This window comes from Sorangium sp. So ce176 (assembly GCF_051519835.1).
GTDB classification, from domain to species: domain Bacteria; phylum Myxococcota_A; class Polyangia; order Polyangiales; family Polyangiaceae; genus Sorangium; species Sorangium cellulosum_G.
In genome coordinates this window covers 4,347,495-4,371,225 of the sequence record NZ_CP150371.1, presented here as the reverse complement: position 1 = coordinate 4,371,225, position 23,731 = coordinate 4,347,495, and the positions used below count along the sequence as shown (strand labels likewise).

At 73.1% G+C, this 23,731-nt stretch carries 7 protein-coding genes; 6 read left to right on the top strand and 1 reads right to left on the bottom strand.

The genetic code is table 11. The features are described 5' to 3' along the window. Position 1: 1 nt before the first annotated feature. Entirely contained in the window at positions 2-14,719 is a 14,718-nt protein-coding gene (locus tag WMF42_RS16160) for an SDR family NAD(P)-dependent oxidoreductase (protein ID WP_437692902.1), read from the bottom strand. Between the two features lie 935 nt (positions 14,720-15,654). Here WMF42_RS16160 and WMF42_RS16155 point away from each other — a divergent pair. The 6 genes from WMF42_RS16155 to WMF42_RS16130 all read left to right on the top strand — a co-directional run bounded on the left by WMF42_RS16155 (position 15,655) and on the right by WMF42_RS16130 (position 23,716). Next, on the top strand, positions 15,655-16,338 hold the full coding sequence (locus WMF42_RS16155) for a potassium channel family protein (RefSeq protein ID WP_061612361.1): 684 nt from the start codon (positions 15,655-15,657) through the stop codon (positions 16,336-16,338). A gap of 174 nt (positions 16,339-16,512) precedes the next feature. Next, positions 16,513-19,281, top strand: coding sequence for a TonB-dependent receptor domain-containing protein (locus WMF42_RS16150; protein WP_437692901.1), 2,769 nt, complete (start codon positions 16,513-16,515; stop codon positions 19,279-19,281). Next, positions 19,281-20,420: a hypothetical protein gene (locus WMF42_RS16145; protein WP_437692899.1), complete on the top strand. Its 1,140-nt coding sequence runs from the start codon at positions 19,281-19,283 to the stop codon at positions 20,418-20,420. Before WMF42_RS16150 ends, WMF42_RS16145 begins: the two co-directional genes overlap by 1 nt. Positions 20,421-20,533: 113 nt before the next feature. Next, on the top strand, positions 20,534-21,616 hold the full coding sequence (locus tag WMF42_RS16140; RefSeq protein WP_437692897.1) for a TRAFAC clade GTPase domain-containing protein: 1,083 nt from the start codon (positions 20,534-20,536) through the stop codon (positions 21,614-21,616). A gap of 7 nt (positions 21,617-21,623) precedes the next feature. Next, a complete protein-coding gene (locus tag WMF42_RS16135; protein WP_437692895.1) occupies positions 21,624-22,373 on the top strand; it encodes a hypothetical protein in 750 nt (249 codons plus the stop codon). Positions 22,374-22,855: 482 nt separating this feature from the next. Then, on the top strand, positions 22,856-23,716 hold the full coding sequence (locus WMF42_RS16130; RefSeq protein ID WP_437692894.1) for an SDR family NAD(P)-dependent oxidoreductase: 861 nt from the start codon (positions 22,856-22,858) through the stop codon (positions 23,714-23,716). Positions 23,717-23,731: the final 15 nt, after the last annotated feature.

Here is a 23,731-nt window from a genome sequence, read left to right as displayed (position 1 = left end):
TCTACTTCCGCGCGCCTCTCGCGCCCCGCACGCTCAGCGCAGCCAGCTCCTTCGCGAGGAGGTTCAGCAGTTCGTCCTCCGAGGCGCTCGCGGGCGTCGCGTCGGGCGGCGGCGGCCGGACCAGGCGCCGTCGTGACGCGGGGAGCTCGGAGGCCGACGGCCGCCGTGACGGGGGTGCCTTGATGGCCGGCGGCCGCGCGGGGGGTCGTCGTGACGGGGGAGGCCGCTCCTCCGACGCCGCGGCGCCTGACAGATCCGTCCCGAGGACGTCGGCGAGGTGAGCGCTGAGCGCCCCGATGCTCGCATGCTCGAACACGAGCGTCGCTGGCAGCGTTCGACCGAGATCGGCGTCGAGGCGCCGCTTGAGCTGGACGCTCATGAGCGAGTCCATCCCGAGCTGGAAGAAGCCCTGTTCGGGCGGGGGCCCGTGGGCATCCGCAGGCAGATCGAGCACCTCCATGACCCGGCGGCGCACGTGCGCCCGGAGGATCTCGGCCCGATCCTCGCCGGAGGCCGAAGCGAGCTGCCGGAGGAGCGCGGAAGGACCGGCCTCGGCCTCCCGGGCGGTGCCGCCCGCGTCGATGTGCTCGAAGAGCGGCATCTTCCGCCGGCTCTCGAAGATGGGCTTGTAGCGGCTCCAGTCGACGGAGGCGACCGCCCGCTGGACGGGCGCTCCGCCCCCGAGGAACCGGCCGAAGATCTCGATCGCCTGCTCCGCCGGGATGATGCCGAAGCCGATCTGCTCGAAGAAGCGCAGCACCTCGTCGGGAGCTCCGGTGATCATGCCGCCTCCCTCCCAGGAGCCCCAGTCGATGCTCGTGGCCGGCGCCCCCAGCGCCCTACGGTGGTGGGCCAGGCCATCCATGAAGTGGTTGGCCGCCGCGTAGGCGCCCTGCGTCGCGGCGCCCCACATCGCCGCAGCCGACGAGAACATGATGAAGAAATCCAGAGGAAGATCGCGGGTTTGCTGGTGCAGGATCCAGCTGCCTTCCACCTTCGGCGCGAGGGCGGCGGTCGCGTCCTCGCGCGTCGTCTGCACGATCGGCTTCCGCACCGACACGCCCGCCGCGTGGACGACACCCCTCAAGGCGGGCGCGATCTGCGAGATGAGGGCGGCCATCCGCGTCGGATCGCCGACGTCCACCGCCGCGCACGTCACGGACGCACCGCGCCGCTCCATGTCCTGAACGGCCGCCACCGTGGCTCGGGACGCGTCGTCCGCCGGCAGCGCGTCCCACGTGGAGCGGTCCGGCAGCCCCCTGCGCCCGGTGAGCACGAGGTGCCGCGCTCCCGCATCGACCAGCCGGCGGGCGACCTGGAGACCGAGACCGCCGAGGCCGCCGGTTACGAGGTACGAGGCGTCCGGGCGCAGGGCGACCGGAGCGCTCGGAAGCTCCTCCGCATGGCCCCGCCGGACGCGGGCGACGCGCCGCTCGTCGCCGCGGAAGGCGATGTGGTCTTCACCGTCGGACCCCAAGAGCTCCTCGGCGAGCCGCGCGATGTCGGCCCCCGTCGCGACCGGGTCGAGGTCCACCATGCCTCCCCAGAGCTCCGGGTGCTCCAGCGCGAGCACCCTCCCCACGCCCCACATCGGCGTCTGCGCGACCGCGAGAGGCGCTGGGCTGTCGCTCGCGGGCTGCGCGCCCCGCGTGACGAACCACAGCGAGGGGGGACTCGGGAGCTCGGCGGAGACCAGCGCTTGCACCAGCGGCGGGACGCTGTGGCAACCGATGTCCTGCGCAGCCCTCAGCGCGGCGGGATCCGCCTCGTCGACGACGACAGCATCGAGGCCCATGAGGTGCACCACGCCCCGCAGCGCACCGAGCCGCTCCCGGGTCTCCGCGAGGAGCCACGCGAAGTCCTCACGCCTGGAAGGATCGAGCGTGAGCTCCCTGGGGCCGATGACGCCGCGCTCCTGCGCCGCGAAGGCCACGAGGACCTCGCGGCCACGATCCCTGAGCGCGCCGGCAAGCGCCTCGCCGGCGCCGCCTCGATCCGCGAGGATGAGCCAGCGGCCGGCCTCCTCGACCTGCGTCCGCGCGCGCCCGAGAGGTCTCGGCTCCCACGCGAGCTCGTAGAGCCAGTCGTGGAGGCGCCTCCCCGCGGCCTGCCGCGCGATCTCGGCAGGGGCGGGGCGGAGGCGGAGCCCGGTGATCTCCAGGACGACACGCCCGTCGTCGTCGAGGAGACGAACGTCGCCGGTCCTTGCGCCGTCGCCTCCCGTGTCGTGCAGCAGGGCGTGACTCCACGCTGCCCCCGCGACACGGCCATGGAGGCCCAGGCGCTCGAAGCGATCCGGCAACAGGAGGACGGACGCCTCGGTCTCCGGCGCCGCCGAGATCAGCGTCCGCATGCCGGCCTCGAGCAGGGCCGGATGGATGCGGAAGCCCGCGACCTGAGGCGACCCGGGCTCGGGCAGCCGGATGCGCGCGAGCGCCTCCCCGGCACAGCGCCAGACGTTCGCGACGCAACGGAAAGGCCCTGCGAGCGAGAGCCAGCGCGCGCGGAGCTGCGCCTCGTCGTCCTGCTCCGCCGTCTCCTCGCGGCACCGTGCACGGATCTCGGTGAGCGACTGGTGCTCGTCGAAGGCGCCCTGCGTCGCTGGCGCGCGGACCACCTCGCCAGAGGCGCGCCGCTGCCAGGCGCCGTCGCCGTCGGGCGCGCTGAAGAGCTCGAAGAGGAGCCGGTCGTCAGACTGCGACATCAGGACGAGCTGGCCCGTGCGCCGGCCCTCGTCGGGGAGGATCCACGGCGCCTCCAGCGTGCACTTCTGCACGAGGGCCGCCCCGGTGCTCCACAGCTCCCCGGCGGCGGCGAGGACCAGGTCCGCGATGAGCGATAGCGGCACGAGCGGAAGGCCATGCGCGCGGTGATCGCGCAGGAGCGGCAGCACCTCCGGATCGAGCACGACCTCCCAGAGGTGCTCGCCGGTGCGGGCCGACACCTGATGCGCCCCGAGCAGCGGGTACTTCGACGCTGCCGCCCGCGAGGGTCCAGCCTTCTCCTGCGCCGGTTCCACCCAGTATCGCTGCCGCTGCCAGGGATAGAGGGGCAGCGGGACGCAGCGTCCGCCGCTGGGATACAGCAACTCGAAGGCGACCGCTGCGCCCTGCGTGTACAGCGCGCCCAGCGCCTGGAGCAGGCTGCGCCGCTCGTCCTTGCCGCGCCGGAGCGTCGCGACGGCGTGGCCCGCCATCCTCGCCGCTGCGAGGCACTGCTCGATGCTGGCCGAGATCACCGGGTGCGGACCCACCTCCAGGAAGAGCCGGTGACCGTCGCCGATCGCCGCCTCGACGGCCGCGGCGAACCGCACCGGCTCGCGGAGGTTGCTCCCCCAGTACGCCGCGCCGAGCTCTCCGCCCTCGAGCCTGGCGCCGGTCACCGTGCTGTACATGGTGAGCTTCGCCTGCGCCGGCGACAGCCCGTCGAGCTCGCTCGCGAGCGCCCGCTGGAACGGCGCCATCTGCGGGCTGTGCGAGGCGTAGTCGACCCGCAGCATCCGGCAATCCACGCCTTGCTGCTGCAGGCGCTCGATCACCTCCGCGAGGGCATCCGCCTCCCCGGACAGCACCACCGAGCCGGGGTCGTTGACGGCCGCGACGGCGATACGGTCCTCGTAGCCCTGCAGCGCGAGGAGCGCCTTTTCCTCCGACAGCGCGACCGGCGCCATCTTGCCGAGCCCCGTCGCCCGCTGCGCCACGCGCCCGCGAGCGACGGTGAGGCGCACGGCGTCCTCCAGGCTGAGCGCGCCGGCCACGTGCGCGGCCGCCACCTCGCCGACGCTGTGGCCGATGACGGCGTCGGGCACGATGCCCCACGACGCCCACAGCGCGACGAGCGCCACCTGGATCGCGAAGAGGACCGGCTGCACTACCTCGGTCTCGTCCAGGCGGGATGTCGCCTCCGGGGCCTCGAGCTCGTCCCGCAGAGACCAGCCCGCCTGGCGCCTCACCAGCGCGTCGCACGTCTCGATGGACGCGCGGAACACGGGCTCCTTGTGGAGCAGCTCCAGCCCCATACCGACCCACTGAGATCCCTGCCCTGCGAACACGAAGGTCAGCCTTGGTCGCGCAGACGAGCTCGGTCTCACCTGCGTCGCGGCGCTCTCCTGCTCCTCGAGCAGCGCATCGATCGATTCGCACAGCTCTTCTCGAGACCGCCCCACGAGGGCCAGGCGATGCGCATGATGGCTGCGCCGGACGCTCGCCGTGTAGGCGATGTCCTCGAGAGAGAACGGCGGATCCGCGGGCGATCGGGCGAGGAAGCTACGGTAGGCCCGGGCCAGCGCCGAGAGCGCCTCCGGGCTCCTCGCCGACAGGGGCAGCAGCACCACGGGAGTCTCCCCGCTCGCGTCGACGCGCGTGGCTCGGGGCGCCTCCTCCAGCACCATGTGGGCGTTGGTCCCGCTCGCCCCGAACGAGCTCACGCCCGCGATCCGCGCGGCGCCGCTGGCCGGCCACGGAACGGCCTCGGCAGCGACCTTCGCCGGCAGCTCCGCCCACGGGATGTGCGGGCTCGGCACGCGGAAGTGCAGCGACCTGGGGATCTTCTCGTGCTGCAGCGCCAGCACCGTCTTGATCACACCCCCGACCCCGGCCGCGGCCACTGCGTGTCCGATGTTCGACTTCAGCGAGCCCACCAGGACCTGGGCTCCTTCGGCCCGGCCCTCGGCCAGCACCTTCCCGAGCGCCAGCATCTCGATCGGGTCGCCGAGCGGCGTCCCGGTCCCGTGCGCCTCGACGTAGCCCACGGCGCTCGGGGCCACCCCCGCGTTCTCTAGCGCCCGCCGGATCACGGCCTCCTGGGCTGGACCGCTCGGCGCCGTGAGCCCGTTGCTCCGCCCGTCCTGGTTGATCGCCGAGCCCCGGAGCACCGCCAGGATGGGATCGCGGTCCCGCTGCGCATCCGAGAGCCGCTTGAGCACGACGATCCCGCAGCCATCGCTCCACGCAGCCCCGTCGGCCGACGCGTCGAAGCTCTTGCAGCGGCCGTCCGGTGAGAGCGCCCGGAGCCGGCTGAACTCCACGAAGCCGGCCGGCGTCAGGTTCAGGGTCACCCCACCGGCCAGCGCCGCGGAGCACTCCCCGGACCGCAGGCTCTGACACGCGAGGTGCATCGCGACGAGCGACGACGAGCACGCCGTGTCCACGGTCACGCTGGGGCCCCTCAGGCCGAGCAGGTACGAGATCCTCCCCGACGCGACGCTCGCTGCGTTGCCGGTGAACACGTGCCCGTCGAGCTGCTCGAGCGCGCTCGAGGTGAGCTGCGCGTAATCGTTGGTCGCCAGCCCCACGAACACCCCGGTCTCGCTCTCCAGCAGCCGGTCCGGGGGCATCCCCGCCTGCTCCAGGGCTTCCCAGCTCACCTCCAGCAAGAGGCGCTGTTGGGGGTCCATCTTCACCGCCTCGCGCGGTGAGATCCCGAAGAAGCCTGGATCGAACCGGTCCACCTCGTCGAGGAAGCCGCCGGAGCGGGTCGTCATCTTCCCGGGCACATCGGGGGCCGGATCGTAATAAGCGTCGATGTCCCACCGCTCCTTCGGGACCTCGCGGATCGCATCCACCTCCTGCTCGAGCAGGCGCCAGAAGCTCTCGAGATCCCGCACCCCGCCGGGGAAGCGGCATCCAATGCCCACGATCGCGATGGGCTCGTCGACGAAGCGCCTCGGCGCCGGTCGCGTGACCGTACCGCTCGGCTCGGCCGAGCGCACCTGATCGATCAGGTACCGCGTCAGCGCGCCCACGGTCGAGTGATCGAACACCAGCGTTGGCGGGAGGGGCCGGCCCAGGCGCGCGGCGATCGCGTTGCGCAGCTCCATCGCCATGACCGAATCGAGCCCGAGCTCGGTCAGCGGACGGTCGTGGGGCAGGTCGTCCTTCGAGCGGAACGTCAGCACCTTCGCCACATCGCTGCGCACCGCCGCGTCGACCTCCGCGGCGCACGCCGACGCCGGGAGCGACGCGAGCCTCGCGGCCCACGCCCCCGGGACCCGCTCGCGCGGCCGCGGCGGCGGCGCCGGCGCCGGCTCGGCCTCGTCCAGCACCGCCGCGCGTACCCCCACGGACGGCTCCGCCCGCGGCGGCGGGGGATCGAGGCGTGCAGCCCCGAGGCCCCTGGGCGCGGACGGCGCGGCGTCGACCCAGTGCCGCTGCCGCTGCCAGGAGTACGTCGGCAGGAGGACCCGGCGGCTGCCCGCCGGGAACACGCCCGCCCAGTCCACGGCGTGGCCGGCGGTCCAGACGGCGCCCAGCGCCTCGGCGAGGCTTCGATCCTCTTCTTGTTCCGCGCGCAGCGAGGCGACCATCCTCGGCTCCGCCTCCGCCGGCAGGCAGGACGGGACGAGGCCGAGCAACGTCGCTCGCGGCCCCACCTCGACGAAGGTGCTCGCGCCCGCCGCATACAGCGCCCTCACCCCGTCGGCGAAGCGCACCGCGCGCCGCGCGTGCTCCACCCAGTAGCCTGCCGTCGCCAGCTCCGCCCCCGACACCGCCCCGCTGACGTTGCTCACCACCGGCAGCAGCAGCGGCGCGCGGTAGCTCACTGACTCCGCCACCCGCCTGAACTCCTCCAGCATCGGACCCATCTGCGGCGAGTGGAACGCGTGCGAGACGCGCAGCGCCGTCGTGCGCACCCCGCGCCCCGCAAACCACGCCGCGAGCTCGCGCACCGGCTCTTCGGCACCGGAGATCACCACCTGCTGCGGGCCGTTGACCGCCGCGATCGACACCCTTGCCCCGTGCGGCGCCACCGCGCGCGCCACCTCCCCCTCCTCGGCCTCGATCGCCACCATCGCCCCGCCCGCCGGCAGCGCCTGCATCAGCCGGCCCCGCGCCGCCACGAGCCGCGCCCCGTCCTCCAGCGAGAACACCCCGGCCACGCACGCCGCCACCAGCTCCCCGATGCTGTGGCCCGCCACGAGCTCCGCCTCCACGCCCCACGACCGCCACAGCGCCACGAGCGCGTACTCCAGCGAAAACAGCGCCGGCTGCGTGAAACCCGTCTGCTCCAGCAGCCCCGCCTCGGCGCTCGCTGGCTCCGACCACATCACCTCCAGAAGCGGCCGCGCAAGCTCCCGGTCGAACAGCGCAGCGCAGCGGTCCATCGCCTCGCGGAAGACGGGCCACGCCCGGTAGAGCCCTCGCCCCATCCCCGGCGCCTGCGACCCTTGCCCGGTGAACAGGAACGCCAGCTTGCCGCGCGACGAAGGCACCACGCCCACCACCGCACCGGCCGGCGTCCCGCCTTGCGCCACCGCCTCCAGCGCCGACCGCAGCCCCTCGCGCGAGCTCGCCGCCACCGCCATCCGGTGCTCCATCGCGCTGCGCGTCGTCGCAAGGCTGTACGCCACGTCCCCGAGCCCCTGCTCAGGGTGCGACTCCACGTGCGACCACAGCCGCTCCGCCTGCGCACGCAGCGCCGCCTCGCTCCTCGCCGACAGCACCACCGGGATTGCCGGAAGCGGAGGCGCCGCGGACCAGGGCTCCGCCGCCGGAGCCTCCTCCAGCACCACGTGCGCGTTGGTGCCGCTGATCCCGAAGGAGCTCACGCCTGCCCGCCGCGGCGCCCCGTTCCTCGGCCAGGCCACCGGCTCGGCCGCCACCTTCACGGGCAGCGCCTCCCACGGGATGTGCGGGCTGGGCGCCTCGAAGTGCAGGTTCCTGGGAATGCGCCCGTGCTGCATGGCCAGCGCGACCTTGATCACGCCGGCCGCGCCCGCCGCAGCCTGGGTGTGCCCGATGTTTGACTTGATCGAGCCGATCACCACCGGTCGACCTGGCGCCCGCCCTGCGCCGAGGGCGGCGCCCAGCGCCTGTACCTCGATCGGGTCGCCCAGCGAGGTGCCGGTGCCGTGGCACTCGACATAGCTCACGTCCGGAGGGGCTATCCCTGCCTGCTGCAGCGCCTGGCGGATGACCGCCTGCTGCGACGGCCCGTTGGGCGCGGTCAGCCCGTTGCTGCGGCCGTCCTGGTTGACGGCGGAGCCGCGGATCAGCGCCAGGATCGGATCGCCGTCGCGCTGCGCGTCCGAGAGCCGCTTGAGCACCAGCACGCCGCAGCCCTCGCTCCACCCCACGCCATCGGCCGAGGCCGAGAAGCTCTTGCTCCGGCCGTCGGGGGACAGACCCCGCAGCCGGCTGAACTCCACGAAGGTGGACGGCGTGAGCATCAGCGTCACGCCGCCGGCCAGCGCCAGGCTGCACTCGCCCTGCCGCAGCGCCTGGCAGGCCAGGTGGATGGTCACGAGCGACGACGAGCACGCTGTGTCCACGGTCATGCTGGGCCCCTTGAGCCCCAGCGCGTACGAGATCCGGCCCGACGCGACGCTGGCCCAGCTCCCCGTGCCCACGTAGCCGTCCAGCGCCTCGACGCCGCCGCCGAGCGATGCGTACTCCTGGTAGATGAGCCCGACGAAGACCCCGGTGTCGCTGCCCATCAGCCGCTCGGCCGAGATCCCGGCGCGCTCGAGCGCCTCCCAGCTCGTCTCCAGGAGCAGCCGCTGCTGCGGATCCATCCTGGCGGCCTCGCGGGGCGAGATGCCGAAGAAGGCCGGGTCGAACTGGTCGATGTCGGTCAGGAAGCCGCCCCGGCGGGTCGCCATCTTGCCCGGGGCGTCGAGATCCGGGTCATAGAGCGCGTCCACGTCCCAGCGGTCGAGCGGCATCTCGGCGATGACGTCCAGCCCCTCCTCCAGCACCCGCCAGAGCCCCTCCGGATCGACCACGCCGCCCGGGTAGCGGCAGCCGATGCCGACGATGGCGATCGGCTCGTTCAGGGCAACCTTCTTCGAGGGCGCGCTCGCCGGCGCCTCGACCGGCTCGGCCCCGACCAAGACCTCGGCGAGCAGCCAGCGCGTCAGCGCGTCGACGGTCGGGTGATCGAACGCCAGCGTCGCCGGCAGCGACGCGCCCACGCGCTCGCCGAGCGAGCGGCGCAGCTCGACCGCCATGAGCGAGTCGAGTCCCATCTCGCGCATCGGGCGGTCGACGGGCACGGCGCCCGGCGAGCGCAGCGACAGCACCCGCGCCAGCTCTTCCCGCACCGCTGCGCGCACCTCCTCGGCGCGGCGCGCCGGCGGCAGCGTCGCGAGCCGCGTCGTCCAGCCTCTCTGCGCGCCGGTCGCCGGCGGCGCCGCCGGCGCTCGCACGAGCGCGCGCCACATCGCCGGCACGGACGCGCCGAACGCCTGCCTCGCGGCCCGCAGATCGAGCGACACCACCCCGAGGTGGGCCTCCGGGCGCGCCAGCGCCTGCTCGAGCAGGCGGATCCCCTGCGCCGGTTGCAGCGCCAGGATGCCAAGCCGGGCAAGCCGCGCCTGCTGCATGGCCCCGAGCTCCACCGCCATGCCGGCCTCCGACCACGGTCCCCACGCGAGGCTCTGCCCCGGCAGCCCCTGGGCTTTCCGGTGCGCTGCCGTCGCGTCCAGGAAGCTGTTGGCCGCCGCGTAGTTGCCCTGCCCCGCCGCGGCCCAGAGCCCCGCCACCGAGGAGAACATCACGAAGAAATCGAGCGCCTGCCCGGCGGTCAGCTCGTGCAGGTTCCAGGCGCCGGCCACCTTGGGACCGAACACCCGGGCGAGGCGGGCGGCGGTCTGGTCGGCGAGCATGCCAGCGTCGAGCACGCCGGCGGCGTGCACCACGCCTCGAAGGGGCGTCTCCGCCGGAATGGCCGCGAGCACCGCGCCGAGCGCCTGTCGGTCAGCGACGTCCACCGCGGCGACGGTCACGCGCGCGCCGAGGGCCGTGAGCTCCGCGACCGCGTCTGCGGCGCCGGGCGTCTCCAGTCCCCGCCGGCCCGTCAGCACAAGGTGCGGCACCCCCTGGCGGGCGAGCCAGCGGGCCACGTGCAGGCCGAGCGCCCCAAGGCCGCCGGTCACCAGCACGGCGCCTCCTGAGGAACCGCGCGTGGAAGCACGCAGGGAGAGGGGGGCCGGAGACGCCGTCGCGATCGGCTCGGCGCGCACCAGGCGCGCGACGTACCGGCGGCCGGCGCGCCAGGCCACCTGGCTCTCCTCGTCGCGCGCACCGAGCTCGTGCATCAGCGCGTCGACGGCATCCTCGCCCGGCGCGAGGTCGACGAGCGTGCAGCCGAGCTCCGGATGCTCCTGCATCACCGCGCGCCCCAGACCCCAGAGGGACGCCGTGCTCACGTCGACCCGCTCCGTCGCGTGGACGGGCGCCGCGCCCATGGTCACCCACCACAGGCGCGAGGGCGCCCGCTCGCGCAGGGCGTGCACCACCGAGAGGCCCTCGGTCGCCACGCGGAGCGACGCCTGCGGGGCTTCCTCCCCGGCGCTGGCCTCCCAGAGGCAGATCACGCCCGCCGGAGCGTCGGTGCCGCGGAGCGCCGCCTCGAGGCCTGCGGGCTCTGTCGAGGCGCATCCGCCGAGCCGCGCCGAGAGCGCCTCGGCCGCCGCCGAGCCACGCGCGGACACCACCACCCAGCGACCCTGGGCCTGTATCTCGGAGGCGCCGGGCGGAGGCGCCTCTCGCCAGTCGAGCCGATAGAATGGCTGGGGCGGCTCCGGCGGGCGCCCTGTCTCCTCCCCGACCGGGACCTTCGCCGTGTCCGGCGCGTCGAGCCAGCACCGTTCTCGTTGCCAGGGATAGGTCGGAAGCGGGCCCCGCCGGGCGCCGGCCGGGAACACGCCCGCCCAGTCCACGGCGTGGCCGGCGGTCCAGACGGCGCCCAGCGCCGCGAGCGCGCACGCCGTCTCCTCTCGACCGCTCCGCAGCGACGCCACCAGCGAGGGCTCGGCGCCCGGCAGGCAGGACGGGACGAGGCCGAGCAACGTCGCTCGCGGCCCCACCTCGACGAAGGTGCTCGCGCCCGCCGCATACAGCGCCCTCACCCCGTCGGCGAAGCGCACCGCGCGCCGCGCGTGCTCCACCCAGTAGCCTGCCGTCGCCAGCTCCGCCCCCGACACCGCCCCGCTGACGTTGCTCACCACCGGCAGCAGCAGCGGCGCGCGGTAGCTCACTGACTCCGCCACCCGCCTGAACTCCTCCAGCATCGGACCCATCTGCGGCGAGTGGAACGCGTGCGAGACGCGCAGTGCCGTCGTGCGCACCCCGCGCCCCGCAAACCACGCCGCGAGCTCGCGCACCGGCTCTTCGGCACCGGAGATCACCACCTGCTGCGGGCCGTTGACCGCCGCGATCGACACCCTCGCCCCATGCGGCGCCACCGCGCGCGCCACCTCCCCCTCCTCGGCCTCGATCGCCACCATCGCCCCGCCCGCCGGCAGCGCCTGCATCAGCCGGCCCCGCGCCGCCACGAGCCGCGCCCCGTCCTCCAGCGAGAACACCCCGGCCACGCACGCCGCCACCAGCTCCCCGATGCTGTGGCCCGCCACGAGCTCCGCCTCCACGCCCCACGACCGCCACAGCGCCACGAGCGCGTACTCCAGCGAAAACAGCGCCGGCTGCGTGAAACCCGTCTGCTCCAGCAGCCCCGCCTCGGCGCTCGCTGGCTCCGACCACATCACCTCCAGAAGCGGCCGCGCAAGCTCCCGGTCGAACAGCGCAGCGCAGCGGTCCATCGCCTCGCGGAAGACGGGCCACGCCCGGTAGAGCCCTCGCCCCATCCCCGGCGCCTGCGACCCTTGCCCGGTGAACAGGAACGCCAGCTTGCCGCGCGACGAAGGCACCACGCCCACCACCGCACCGGCCGGCGTCCCGCCTTGCGCCACCGCCTCCAGCGCCGACCGCAGCCCCTCGCGCGAGCTCGCCGCCACCGCCATCCGGTGCTCCATCGCGCTGCGCGTCGTCGCAAGGCTGTACGCCACGTCCCCGAGCCCCTGCTCAGGGTGCGACTCCACGTGCGACCACAGCCGCTCCGCCTGCGCACGCAGCGCCGCCTCGCTCCTCGCCGACAGCACGAAGAGCCTGGCGAGGTCCGGTTTCCCCTCCATCTCCACCGGCGCGCCGGCCACGAACAGCCTGCCCAACGCTTCGAGCACCGCCGCGGCGTCGTCCTCCCCCCGCTCGAGCGACGGGATCCGCTCCGCAGCAAACCGCGGAGAGAGCGCGGCGAGCCCCAGGAGGACCGGGTGGGCGCCCACCTCCAGCGCGACGTCCACGTCCTCTGCCGCGAGCGCCGCCAGGCCGTCCGCGAAGCGAACCGGGGCCTCGAGGTGGCGCACCCAGTGCTCCGGCCCCGCGATCGGGTCGGCGGCTCTCCGGCCTTCGATGTTGGTGATCAGCGCGGTCCGCGGCGGCCGGTACGTCACCGTCTCCGCCACCTGACGGAAGTCGTCGCGCATCGGCGCCATCAGCGGCGAGTGGCAGGCGTGAGAGATGGCGAGGCGCCTCGTCTCCACGCCCTCCGCGGCGAAGGAGGCGGCGATCGCCGCGACCGCGTCCTCGGCGCCGGAGATGACGACGTGGCCGGGCGCGTTGACGGCGCCGATGGCGGCCTGGGAGGCGATCGGCGCGACGCGCGGCGCGACCCGCTCCTCGTCGGCGGCGATGGCGACCATGGCGCCGCCTTCCGGCAGCGCGTCCATCAGCCTCCCGCGAGCAGCCACGAGCCTGACCGCGTCCGGGAGAGAGAGCACGCCGGCAACGGCGGCCGCGCAGAGCTCCCCGAGGCTGTGACCCAGCACGACGTCGGGCTCGATCCCGAAGGCCCGCCACAGCTCCGAGAGAGCGTATCCGACGGCGAAGAGCGCCGGCTGGGCATACCGTGTGCGGTTCAACAGGGCAGCGTCGGCCGAGCCGGGCGCCGCCCATAACACCTCGCGCAGCGGGCGCGGGAGCTCCCCCTCGAGCAGCTCGAAGCAGCGGTCAAGCGCCGCCCGGAAGGCCGGCTGCGCCTCGTAGAGACACCGCCCCATCCCCGCGTACTGAGAGCCCTGCCCCGTGAAGAGCATCGCGATCCGCGGCCGCCGCACGCGCGCCTGCCCGGCGTGGAGCCCCGGCGGCGCATCGCCCTCCGCGAAGGCGGTGAGGCGCCGCGAGAGCTCTGCGCGCGACCGCACCACGACCGAGAGCCGCCACGTCCCGTGCGCTCCCCGAGCGGACGCCGCGCACAGCGCCTCCAGCGAGGGCGCCGACGGGGCGCGCAGCGCCTCGACCAGCCTCCGCGCATGCGCACGCAGGCACTCCTCTCCCTCCGCCGAGAGGACGAACAGCCGAGGCGACGCCAGGGCGCTCGCCTCGACGATGACGTGGCTGTTCGTGCCGCCGAAGCCGAACGAGCTCACCCCGGCCAGCAGCCGCTCCTGCTCTCCCTCCCATGACTCCAGCGTCGTCTGCACCCGCAGCCGGAGCGCCTCGAAGGCGATGTGCGGGTTCGGCTGCAGGAAGTGCAGGCTCGGCGGCAGCGTCCGGTGGCGCATCGACAGCGCCACCTTGATGAGCCCTGCGATGCCCGCGGCCGCCTCGAGGTGGCCGATGTTGGTCTTGACCGATCCGATGCGCAGCACCCGCTCCGGCGGCCGTCCCGCGCCCGCTCCCAGCGCCGCGCCGAGCGCGCCTGCCTCGATGGGATCGCCGAGCATGGTGCCCGTCCCGTGGGCCTCGACGTACTGGACATCGGCGGGCGCGACGGCGGCTGCGGCGCAGGCGTCCCGCAGCACGCCCTGCTGCGCGCGGGGGCTCGGCGCGGTGAGCCCGTTGCTGAATCCATCGTTGTTGACCGCGCTGCCGCGGATCACGCAGTAGATGCTGTCGCCGTCGGCCAGCGCGTCGGACAGGCGCTTGAGCACCACGACGCCGCCCCCCTCGCCCCGCACGTAGCCATTGGCGCGCGAGTCGAAGGCTTTCGAGCGGCCGTCCGGGGCCATCGCGCCGAACTTCGTCATGGCGATGGTGCTCTCGGGGGCGAGCAGCAGGTTGACGCCACCGGTCAGGGCGAGGCGCGACTCGCCCCGCAAGAGGCTCTGACAGGCCAGGTGCACCGCGACCAGCGACGACGAGCAAGCCGTGTTCACGGCGACGCTCGGCCCGAGCAGCCCGAGCGTGTACGAGACCCGGGCCGGCACGATGCTCAGGTCCTGGCCGGTGGCCGTATGCTGGGCGATCTGCTCCGGCACCGCCCCCGGGACACGGCTGTAGTCCATCCACATCGCGCCGAAGAAGACGCTGGTGCGTGTGTCCCTGAGGCTCGCCGGCAGGATGCCAGCATCCTCGAGCGCCTCCCACGAGAGCTCCAGCGCGAGCCGCTGCTGCGGGTCCATCTGCGCCGCCTCGCGCGGCGAGATGCCGAAGAAGCCCGGCTCGAAGCGGTCGACGTCCGGCAGAAAGCCGCCCCACCGCGTGCTCATCTTGCCCGGCGCCGCGGCGTCGGGCGCGTAGAGCGCGTCGACGTCCCAGCGGTCCGCCGGCACCTCCGAGATCGCGTCGACGCCGTCCCGCAGCAGCGCCCAGAAGGCCTCCGGGCTCGGCGCCCCGGGGAAGCGGCAGGCGATTCCGACGATCGCGATGGGCTCGTCGTCGGCCCGCCTCGCCTGGAGGGCGACCTCCGGCGCGTCCCCTGCCGCATCACCTCCGGCCAGGTGGCGCGCCAGCGCCTCGGGCGTCGGATATTCCCAGGCCAGCGTCGGCGAGAGGGGCCGCCCGAGAGCCGCGCCCAGCTCCGCCAGCATCGCGGTCGCGCTCAACGAGTTGAGGCCGAGCCGCTGGAACCGTTCGGTCGGATGAAATGCCTGCGGGTCCACCCCGACACGCGCGGTGAGATGCGCGATGAGCCATGTCCGGATGTCGTCGAGAGAGGTCAAGTGACCAGCAGACCTATTCATCACGCGCTCCACTCCGGCGTACCGACACTGCGACCTCGGAGACAAAGTAATCAAATATACAAATATTTATTACAAACAAACGATGGACACGGTAGAGCTACGAGCCCCTCGCGCGCACGCATGAGGCGTAACCCCACAATACCAAAGGCATTGCCGGCGAGTAACCAGGACCACATTCATATAGTTATGTCAAGGACGTGGCAGCATCGCCGCGCACGTCTCGAAACAACGACCACCGCCGTCGAGACAGGCTGCGACGTGAGGACCTCCCGAATAACGCTTTGTCGGGAGACGATTCGGTCCGATGGCGGCTCTCGCCTCCGCCATCGTCAGATGATGCACTCCATGTAGTCACAGCTTGCGACTCGAGGACGAGCGCGCCGGCGGCGGGCCCGCGAGCTCACACGAGCGCCGATGGGCGGGCCGGCTCGTTGCTTCATCCACCTGGCCAGGCACATCGCGCTGGCCGGATCACACCAACGCCAGCCAATCAGGGTCAGTCTCGATGGATGCAGCCATAACACTCTCCAAATTTCTCGCTCGCGCCGGAACCCAGGTCGTCGGCGCGTTGTTCGGCGCCGGCCTTCGTCTTCGCCCTGGCGCTGTGGAAGCACAGGAGGGATCGCCGGCGAATGTGGCCTGGGTCCAGTCCGCGCTCTCCACCGCCTACGACTGGGAGGCTGGCCTGGTCGACCGCGTGGCTAGCGAGACCCGCAGGCAGGTCGACGCGCACCGCACCGGCCGGATGGCCCGCGTGGGTCGACTGCGTGGAGGAGGTCACCCGCATGCTGCATGCGCCTGCGCCGGAGGCCCGCGCGCGGGCTCTCGCGCGCGCCGATTCGGTGGCGCCGGGCGCGCATCCGTGAGAGGTTCACGGCGCCGCGCCGCAGCGGAGCGGCGCGCGACCTGAGGCCATGAAATCGAAGAGCGTCCTCGTCATCGGGCTCGGCCGGTTCGGCACCTCCATCGTGGAGACCCTCTGGAAGAACCGGGCCGAGGTGATCGCCGTCGACAACAACCCCGAGGCCGTCGACGCGGTGAAGGACAAGACCTCGGCCGCGTTCGTCGGCGACGCCACCGTCCACAAGGTGCTCGAGGGGATCGGCGCGCAGTACGTGGAGACCGCGATCGTGACCTTCGGCGAGCACTTCGAGCCGTCGGTGCTCTGCGTGGCCTCCCTGGTCCGGATGGGCGTGCGCGAGGTCATCGCCCGCGCCGCCACCGACCGCCAGGCGGACATCCTGCGCGCCGTCGGCGCGACCCGCGTCATCCAGATCGAGACCGAGATGGGCCGCCGCGTCGGGGCCGACATCACCACGCCGCTCGCCCAGGACCTCCTCGATCTCGCCAGCCACTACCGCGTCGTCCCCTGGAGCGCCCACGGGCCGCTCGTCGGGCAGACGCTCGCGGGGTCGAAGATCCGCCAGCGCTACAGGATCAACGTGCTCGGCGTGCGGCCGCACACGAGCAAGCTGCCCGTCGACAAGCCGCGCCTCGAGCCGCCCACGCCGGACTACGTGATCCGCGACGGCGACACGCTGCTGCTCGTGGGCGACAGCGACGACGTGAGCCGCTTCATGGCCGAGGTCGGGGGCTGATCACCGGGAGATCGCCGCGCCGGCGGCGCGGCAAGGCCGCGCACATCACCGCAGACGCGCGCCCGTGAAGCGCGACCGCGAACCGCGGTACGCTGGATCCGGACGCTGAGAAGCACGCTCCGACCTCGCGACGCATCTTCTCGCCTCGCGCCCGTCATGCGAGAGGGGCGGCGCATGCGTTCCACAGCGTCCTCCGCGATGCGCCTCCTCGTCTCCGAAGCGCTGCTGCTCGCTGTCGCCCTCACCGGCAGCGCGGCGCGCGCGCAGCCCGCCGGCGCGCCTCCGGCCGAGCCTCCGGCCGCCGACGGGGACCCGGGCGGCGCCTCGGTCCCCCGCGGCGGCGCGGGCGCGGTCGTCGTCCCCGAGCCGGGCACGGCCCAGCCGCCGCCCGCCGCCGCCTCCGAGCCGAAGCTCATCACGTACTCTCCGCCCGCGTATCCCGCGGAGGCCCAGCGCGCGGGCGTCGAGGGGAGCGTCATCCTCAAGCTCGACATCGACAGGACCGGGCGCGTGACAAAGGCCGAGGTCGCGACGCCGGGCGGACACGGGTTCGACGAGGCCGCGCTCGCCGCCGCGCCCGGCCTTGTGTTCGAGCCGGCGCGGCGCCCGGACGGCACGCCGGCGCCGTCCCGGATCCTCTACCGCTACGCGTTCACGCTCACGCCGAAGCCCGCCGAGGCGGCCGCGCCAGCGCCCCCGGCCGACGTCGAGACGGTGGTCGGGACGGTCATGGCCGCGGGCACCGGCGAGCCGCTCCCGGACGTCGCTGTCAGCCTCCTCCGCCCCGACGGCGGCCGCGAGGAGGCGAAGACCGACCAGCAGGGCAAGTTCCGCTTCAAGAACCTCCCTCCCGGCAAGTACCGCGTCGAGGTCGCCGCCGTGGGGTTCGCGCCGTTCGCGGCCGACGAGGAGATCGCGGCCGGCGAGGCGATCGAGGTGCGCTACCGCATCTCGCTCGCGGCGCCGACGGACGGCAGCGCGCCGGCGGGCCTCCAGGTGACCGTCGAGGGGGAGCGCCCGCCGCGCGAGGTGACCCGGAGGACGCTCGAGCGCCGCGAGATCGACCGCATCCCCGGCACCGGCGGCGACGCGCTGCGTTCGCTGCAAAGCCTGCCCGGCGTCGCGCGCAGCGGCTTCGGGCTGCTCATCGTGCGCGGGTCCGCGCCCCAGGACACGCTCACGTTCATCGACCGCACCCCGGTGCCGATCATCTACCACTTCGGCGGGCTCTCGTCGGTCGTCCCGACCGAGATGCTCGAGAAGATCGACTTCTACCCGGGCAATTTCAGCGCCGTGTACGGCCGTGCCATGGGCGGCATCGTCGACGTCGGGCTCCGCTCGCCGAAGCAGGACGGCAAGTACCACGGCGTCGTCCAGCTCGATCTCATCGACGGGCGCCTGCTCCTCGAGGGGCCCGTCCCGCTCCTGAAGGACTGGACGTTCATCGCCGCAGGCCGGCGGAGCTGGGTCGACGCGTGGCTCGGGCCGGTGCTCAAGGAGGCGGGCTCCAGCGTCACGCAGGCGCCCGCCTACTACGACTACCAGTTCGTCCTCGAGGGCCGCCCCTCGCCGGCCGAGCGCGTGCGCGCGAGCTTCTACGGATCGGACGACGGCTTCGAGATCACGCTGGACAACCCGCCCGAGGACGAGCCGGCGCTGACGGGCGACTTCGGGTTTCACACGGCGTTCCAGCGCTTGCAGCTCAGCTACGAGAACCGCCTGGGGAGCCGCGATCGGCTCCTCTGGTCGCTCGCGCTCGGCCGGGACGTCGTCGACTTCGAGGCCGCTCCCCTCACCTTCAACGTCACCTCGACCTCGCTCGACCTCCGGTTCGAGCTGTCGCACAGGTTCGCGCGGTACCTCACGATGAACGCCGGCGCCGACCTCTCCGGCGGCATCGCCACGGTCAACGTGCGCGCGCCGACGCGGTCGCCCGCCGGCCACCCGTCGAACCAGCCGTTCTCGCTCGCCCCGTTCCAGGACCAGTCGTTCAAGGGCGCGTACTCCCGGCCGGCCGCCTACGCCGAGTTCGAGGTCGTCCCCTCGCCGCGCGCGCGGCTCGTCCCCGGGGTGCGGCTCGACTACGCGCTCGACACGCGCACGTTCGACGTGAGCCCGAGGATCAACGGGCGCTACGACGTCCGGAGCGAGTTCCCGCGCACGACGGTCAAGGGCGGCGTGGGCCTGTACCACCAGGCGCCCCAGTTCCAGGAGGCCATCGAGCCGTTCGGCACCGCGGGCCTCAAGTCGAACCGCGCGGTCCATTACGGCCTCGGCGTGGAGCAGGAGATCACGAAGCAGATCAACGTGACGGTCGAGGGGTTCTACAAGGCGCTCGATCGGCTGGTGGTCTTCTCGCCGGAGAAGGAAGGCTACGCCAACGACGGCACCGGCTACGCCGTCGGCGGCGAGGTGCTCTTGAAGTACAAGCCCGACGAGCGCTTCTTCGGCTGGGCGGCCTACACGCTCTCCCGGTCGATGCGCACCGACGGCCCCGGCGAGGAGGAGCACCCCATGCCGTTCGATCAGCCCCACGTCCTGACCGTGCTCGGGAGCCTGCGGCTCGGCCGCGGCTGGGAGCTCGGCGCGCGCTTCCGCCTCGTGTCGGGCAACCTGCAGACGCCCTATGTCTGCGATCCGGAGGAGAAGGGGTGCAATCCGAACCGGGTGAACGCGGTCTACCACGCGTCCTCGGCGCGCTACTCGCCGTTCCCGCTCGGGGGCGAGTACAGCGAGAGGATGCCGCTCTTTCATCAGCTCGACATCCGCGCCGACAAGACGTGGCGATTCAAGACGTGGCAGCTCGGGCTCTACCTCGACGTGCAGAACGTCTACAACCACGCTGCCGCGGAGGGGATCAGCTACAACTTCAATTACTCGAAGCGGGAGTACGTGACGGGGCTCCCCTTCCTGCCCACGCTCGGGCTGCGAGGAGACTTCTGATGAAACGGACCGCACTGCCCGCGCGCCGCGCGCTGCTCGCCGCGCTCGCGACCCTGGCCCTGGGCGTCCCCTGCTGCGCGGGGGCCGGCTTCGCGCCCTCGTCCGAGGTGGAGGGGCTCCGCGTCCTCGCGGTGACGGCGGACAGGCCCTACGCGGCGGCGCCGCTCGGCGACGGCGTGACGTTCGAGATGACCTACGTCGACGCGCCCGGCGAGGGCGCGGGCCCGCGGCCGGTCGAGGTCACGTGGCTCGGCGGCTGCGTGAACCCGCCCATCGGGATCGACGAGCACATCGGGTGTCTGCCGCAGCTCCTCGGCGCGGCGGCGGCGTTCGCCCCCGGCGGCGCGGCGGAGGACGGCGAGAACGAGGAGACGGAAGGCGCGCCGAGGCTCTTCGATCGGGACGACATGAAGGCGGAGGAGAGCGGCGAGCCTGGCAGGGCCAGGTTCAAGATGCGCTTGCCCGACGACATCTTCGAGGGCGCGCGGCCCACCGAGACCGGTAGCTTCGAGGCGAGCGCCTATGTGTTCTTCACCGTGTGCGCCGGCAGGACGCGCGTGGCGTCGTCGCCGCTCGAGGCCGGGTTTCCGCTGGAGTGCGTCGGCGAGGACGGGGCGGTGCTCGGCGCGGACAGCTTCGTCGTGGGCTACACGCAGGTCTATGCGTTCGCGGACCGGCGCCCCAACGCGAACCCGCCGATCACGGACCTCACGGTGAAGCGCGGGGACAGCGAGCTCGAGAAGGACGAGGAGGGTTTGCCCGTCGTGCAGCGGTGCGCTCGGGCGGACGAGCCCCAGCCGGCCCAGGGCTGCAGCCCGCCGGCCACGGGCGGCGCCGACGAGTGCACGACGTACGACATCGACGCTGTCGTGGGGGACGTCGCCGAGGAGGACGTCGAGGTTGCCGGGCTCGGCGGGCCGCCCGTGCGCGAGGCGATCTGGGTCGACTACTACACCGACGGGGGCGGGTTCGACGGCGCCAGGCGGCTCGTGAGCGACACGACGCGGGGCTTCATCGCGGACCACGGCACGACGTGGACGCCGCCCTCGGAGGCGGGGGTCGTGTCGCTGTGGGCGGTGGTCCACGACACGCGGGGCGGATCGAGCGTCTTCCGGCGCAAGGTGCGGGTGGCGGAGTAGCGCGCGCGTCGCGGCGGCGGCGGCCGGGCGGGCGGGCGGGCGCGGTGGGAGCCCGGGCCGGCGCCGCGCGGCGGCGCTTGTGCCGGGGCGCGCGCTCCCGTATCGCACCCGGCATGCCGCCCCTCGATCTGCACGTCGCGGTGTTCGGCGCCTCCGGCGCCGGCAAGACGGTCCTCCTCGCGGCCTTTTACCGGGCGCAGACCCAGCCCTCGTTCCAGCAGGAGTACGCGTACAAGATCCAGGCGGTGAACAAGGCGCAGGGCAACCGGCTCCTCGGGCGCTTCTATCGCCTCGAGGAGGGCACGTTCCCCGACGGCAGCACGCGCTTCGACGAGATCGAGTTCGACTTCTTCCCGCGGGACCTTCCGGAGCCGGCGGTCCGCATCCACTGGTACGATTACCCCGGGCGCTGGTGGGAGGAAGAGCCCGTGGACGCGGACGAGCGCGAGGCGATGCGCGAGGGGCTGCTCCGGCTGGGCATGAGCCAGGTGGGAATCCTCCTTGCGGACGGCGCGAAGTACAGGAGCGAGGGCACCGGGTACATGCGCTGGCTCTTCGAGCACTTCGCGGACGAGTGCGATCGGCTGCGCCGGACGAGCGCCGCCGCGGGCGAGGAGGTGAGCTTCCCGCGCGAGTGGATCCTCGCCCTCAGCAAGGCCGACCTGTTCCCGCCGGAGTACAGCGCGAGGGACTTCGAGCGCGAGGTCTGCCGCGACGCCGACGACCAGCTCGCGAAGCTCTGCGCCGTGCTCCGCGCCGAGCACGCGTTCGGGCACCGCTTCATGCTGCTCTCGTCGGTCGCCGCCCCGCCCGACGCGCAGGTCGACCCGAAGACTTCGCTCGGCGTGCGCACCCTCGCCCCCGCGGTCCTGGTGAGCACTGTCGAGGGCGCGGTCCGCGAGGCGCAGGCCTCGCGCAAGGAGAAGTCGGCCAAGGAGACGTTCTTCCAGGGCCTGCGGGATCTCATGCAGTTCGTCGATTCCGTGGATGACTTCCTGCCGAAGCGGTACCAGATCGTGAGCAAGATCCTGAGGTTCGTGTCGATCAAGGATTTCGCGAGCACCCGGGTCGACCGGCTGAAGAGGATGCGGGAGGACGCGATCCGGAGGGGCGACACGTTCAAGGCGGTCCTGACCGGCATGGTGGCGGCCCTGCGCGACGACGAGGGGCTGAGGGCCTACCACCAGAACCAGTAGGGCCGTTATGCTCGCGCCCGTGCCCGTCCCCGCCCGCGCCGTCGAGACATCGCGCCTCCTGTGGAGGACGCGCGGCGAGCACTGGGACTACGAGTTCATCTGCGTGCCCGAGATCCCTGCGCTCCCCGCCTGGCTCACCACGCTCGAGGCGATGCTCGGCGACGCCGACGCGGGCGCCGGAGAGCTCCGCTATGGGCTCCTCGAGATCGAGGGGCGCGGGCGGGAGGCGCCGCGCGCGTTCGCCTATGTGGCGGCGCGGTTCCTCGATCCGGCGCGGAGGGACTGGACGGGGCGGCCGGTGCAGCACTTCGCTGTCTGGTTCCCCCCGGTCCCGCCGGAGGAGGTCGAGGCGCTGCCCGCGGCGGTGCCGGAGGACTGGCACCTTCGCGTGCTCGGCGGGCTCGCGGCGACGTACGGGTCCTGCGAGGTGTTCGGGCTGCCCGAGGAGGCGATCCGCGCCTGGAAGCGGAGCCATCAGGAGAGCCGGGCGGCGAGCGCGATGGCGATCGTGAAGCGAACGCCGCCGGTGGCGCTGCTCGAGGGGGAGGAGGCGCCGTCGGCCCCGGACGCGAGGTGGAAGAGATTGGGGACGATAAAAAAAAAGTCTCCTGAGCCGCCGAGGGAGGTGAGCCTGGTGGTGGCGGGGGGAAGGCGCGGAGGCGTGCGCAGGGTGTTCGGGTGCTTCACGGCGCTCGTGATGATGCTGGTCGCCGTGCATCAACTGGTGGCGTGCGGGGCGGTGATTCACCTGGGCTGAGCGCTCGGCGCGGTGTTCAGGGAGACCGGTCGTCCGGGAGTCGACGCTGTCAAGTCCACCCGTCCCGGGTCCTCTCTTCCGTCTCCTCTCTTCCGTCTTCCGTCTCCCGTCTCCCGATCCCCGTCTCCCCTCTTCGTGCGCGTGCGCGTGCGCGTGCGCGTGCGCGTGCGCGTTCCCGTCCTCGGTCGTGCCGCTATACATCTCACGGTGACGGGAGAAGGGATGGATCGGGAACGCGCACGCGCACGCGCACGAGCACGCCAGACGAGGACGAGGACGAGGATCGGGAGACGGGAGACGGAAGACGGGAGACGGGAGACGGGAGACGGGAGACGGGAGCTCTCTCGCGGCGTGGGAACGAGCGGCCGGCGCCGGGCGGCGACCGGCGCCGGAGACGGTGGCTGAGCGGGCCGACGCCCTTTACACTCGCCGCGGCCGTCGCGCCACCACGGCGCGGCCGCAACGCAGGACGGAGATCCCCAGTGAATGACCATCCCGCATTGACGCCCGGCCGCGTGGCCGTGGTGACCGGCGCGGCCAGCGGCATCGGCCTCGCCGCCGCGAGCCGCTTCGCGCGCATGGGCCTGAAGGTCTGCCTCGCCGACCTCGACGGGCCGGCGCTCCACGAGGCCGCCGCGAGCGCGGCCGCCGTCGCGGCCGGCGGCAAGGACGACGTGCGGGCGGTGCCCACCGACGTCGCCAGGCTCGAGGACGTGCAGCGCCTCAAGCAGGTCGCCTACGACGCCTTCGGCGAGGTCGCGATCCTCATGAACAACGCCGGCATCGGCAACGGCGCCAAGCCGTGGAAGGACCCCGAGCGCTGGCGGCGGATCATCGAGGTCAACCTCTGGGGCGTGATCAACGGCGTGCAGGCGTTCACCGAGGCGATGCTCGCGCAAGGCACCCCGTGCGCCATCGTCAACACGGGATCGAAGCAGGGAATCACCACCCCGCCGGGCGACGCCGCCTACAACGTCAGCAAGGCCGGCGTGAAGGTGCTGACCGAGCAGCTCGCTCACGAGCTCCGCAACGTCCCCGGCAACCAGATCACCGCCCACCTCCTGATCCCGGGCTACACGTTCACCGGGATGACCGCGCGAGGCCCGGAGAAGCCCGCCGAGGCATGGACCGCGGATCAGGTGGTGGACCTGATGGTCGACAGCATGGGCCGGGGCGACTTCTACATCCTGTGCCCCGACAACGCGGTGACGCGCGAGATGGACGAGCGACGCATCCAGTGGGCGGCCGACGATCTGATCCGGAATCGACCCGCGCTGTCGCGCTGGCACCCGGATCACGCAGAAGCGTTCGCAGCCTTCATGGCCGGCGCCGCGAAGCCCTGACGATCACGCCCCTGA

Excerpts from the sequence above, each read along its gene's own strand:
- WMF42_RS16155 (WP_061612361.1), top strand. The coding sequence starts at position 15,655 with ATGAAATCGAAGAGCGTCCTCGTCATCGGGCTCGGCCGGTTCGGCACC.
- WMF42_RS16150 (WP_437692901.1), top strand. The coding sequence starts at position 16,513 with ATGCGTTCCACAGCGTCCTCCGCGATGCGCCTCCTCGTCTCCGAAGCG.
- WMF42_RS16145 (WP_437692899.1), top strand. The coding sequence starts at position 19,281 with ATGAAACGGACCGCACTGCCCGCGCGCCGCGCGCTGCTCGCCGCGCTC.
- WMF42_RS16140 (WP_437692897.1), top strand. The coding sequence starts at position 20,534 with ATGCCGCCCCTCGATCTGCACGTCGCGGTGTTCGGCGCCTCCGGCGCC.
- WMF42_RS16135 (WP_437692895.1), top strand. The coding sequence starts at position 21,624 with ATGCTCGCGCCCGTGCCCGTCCCCGCCCGCGCCGTCGAGACATCGCGC.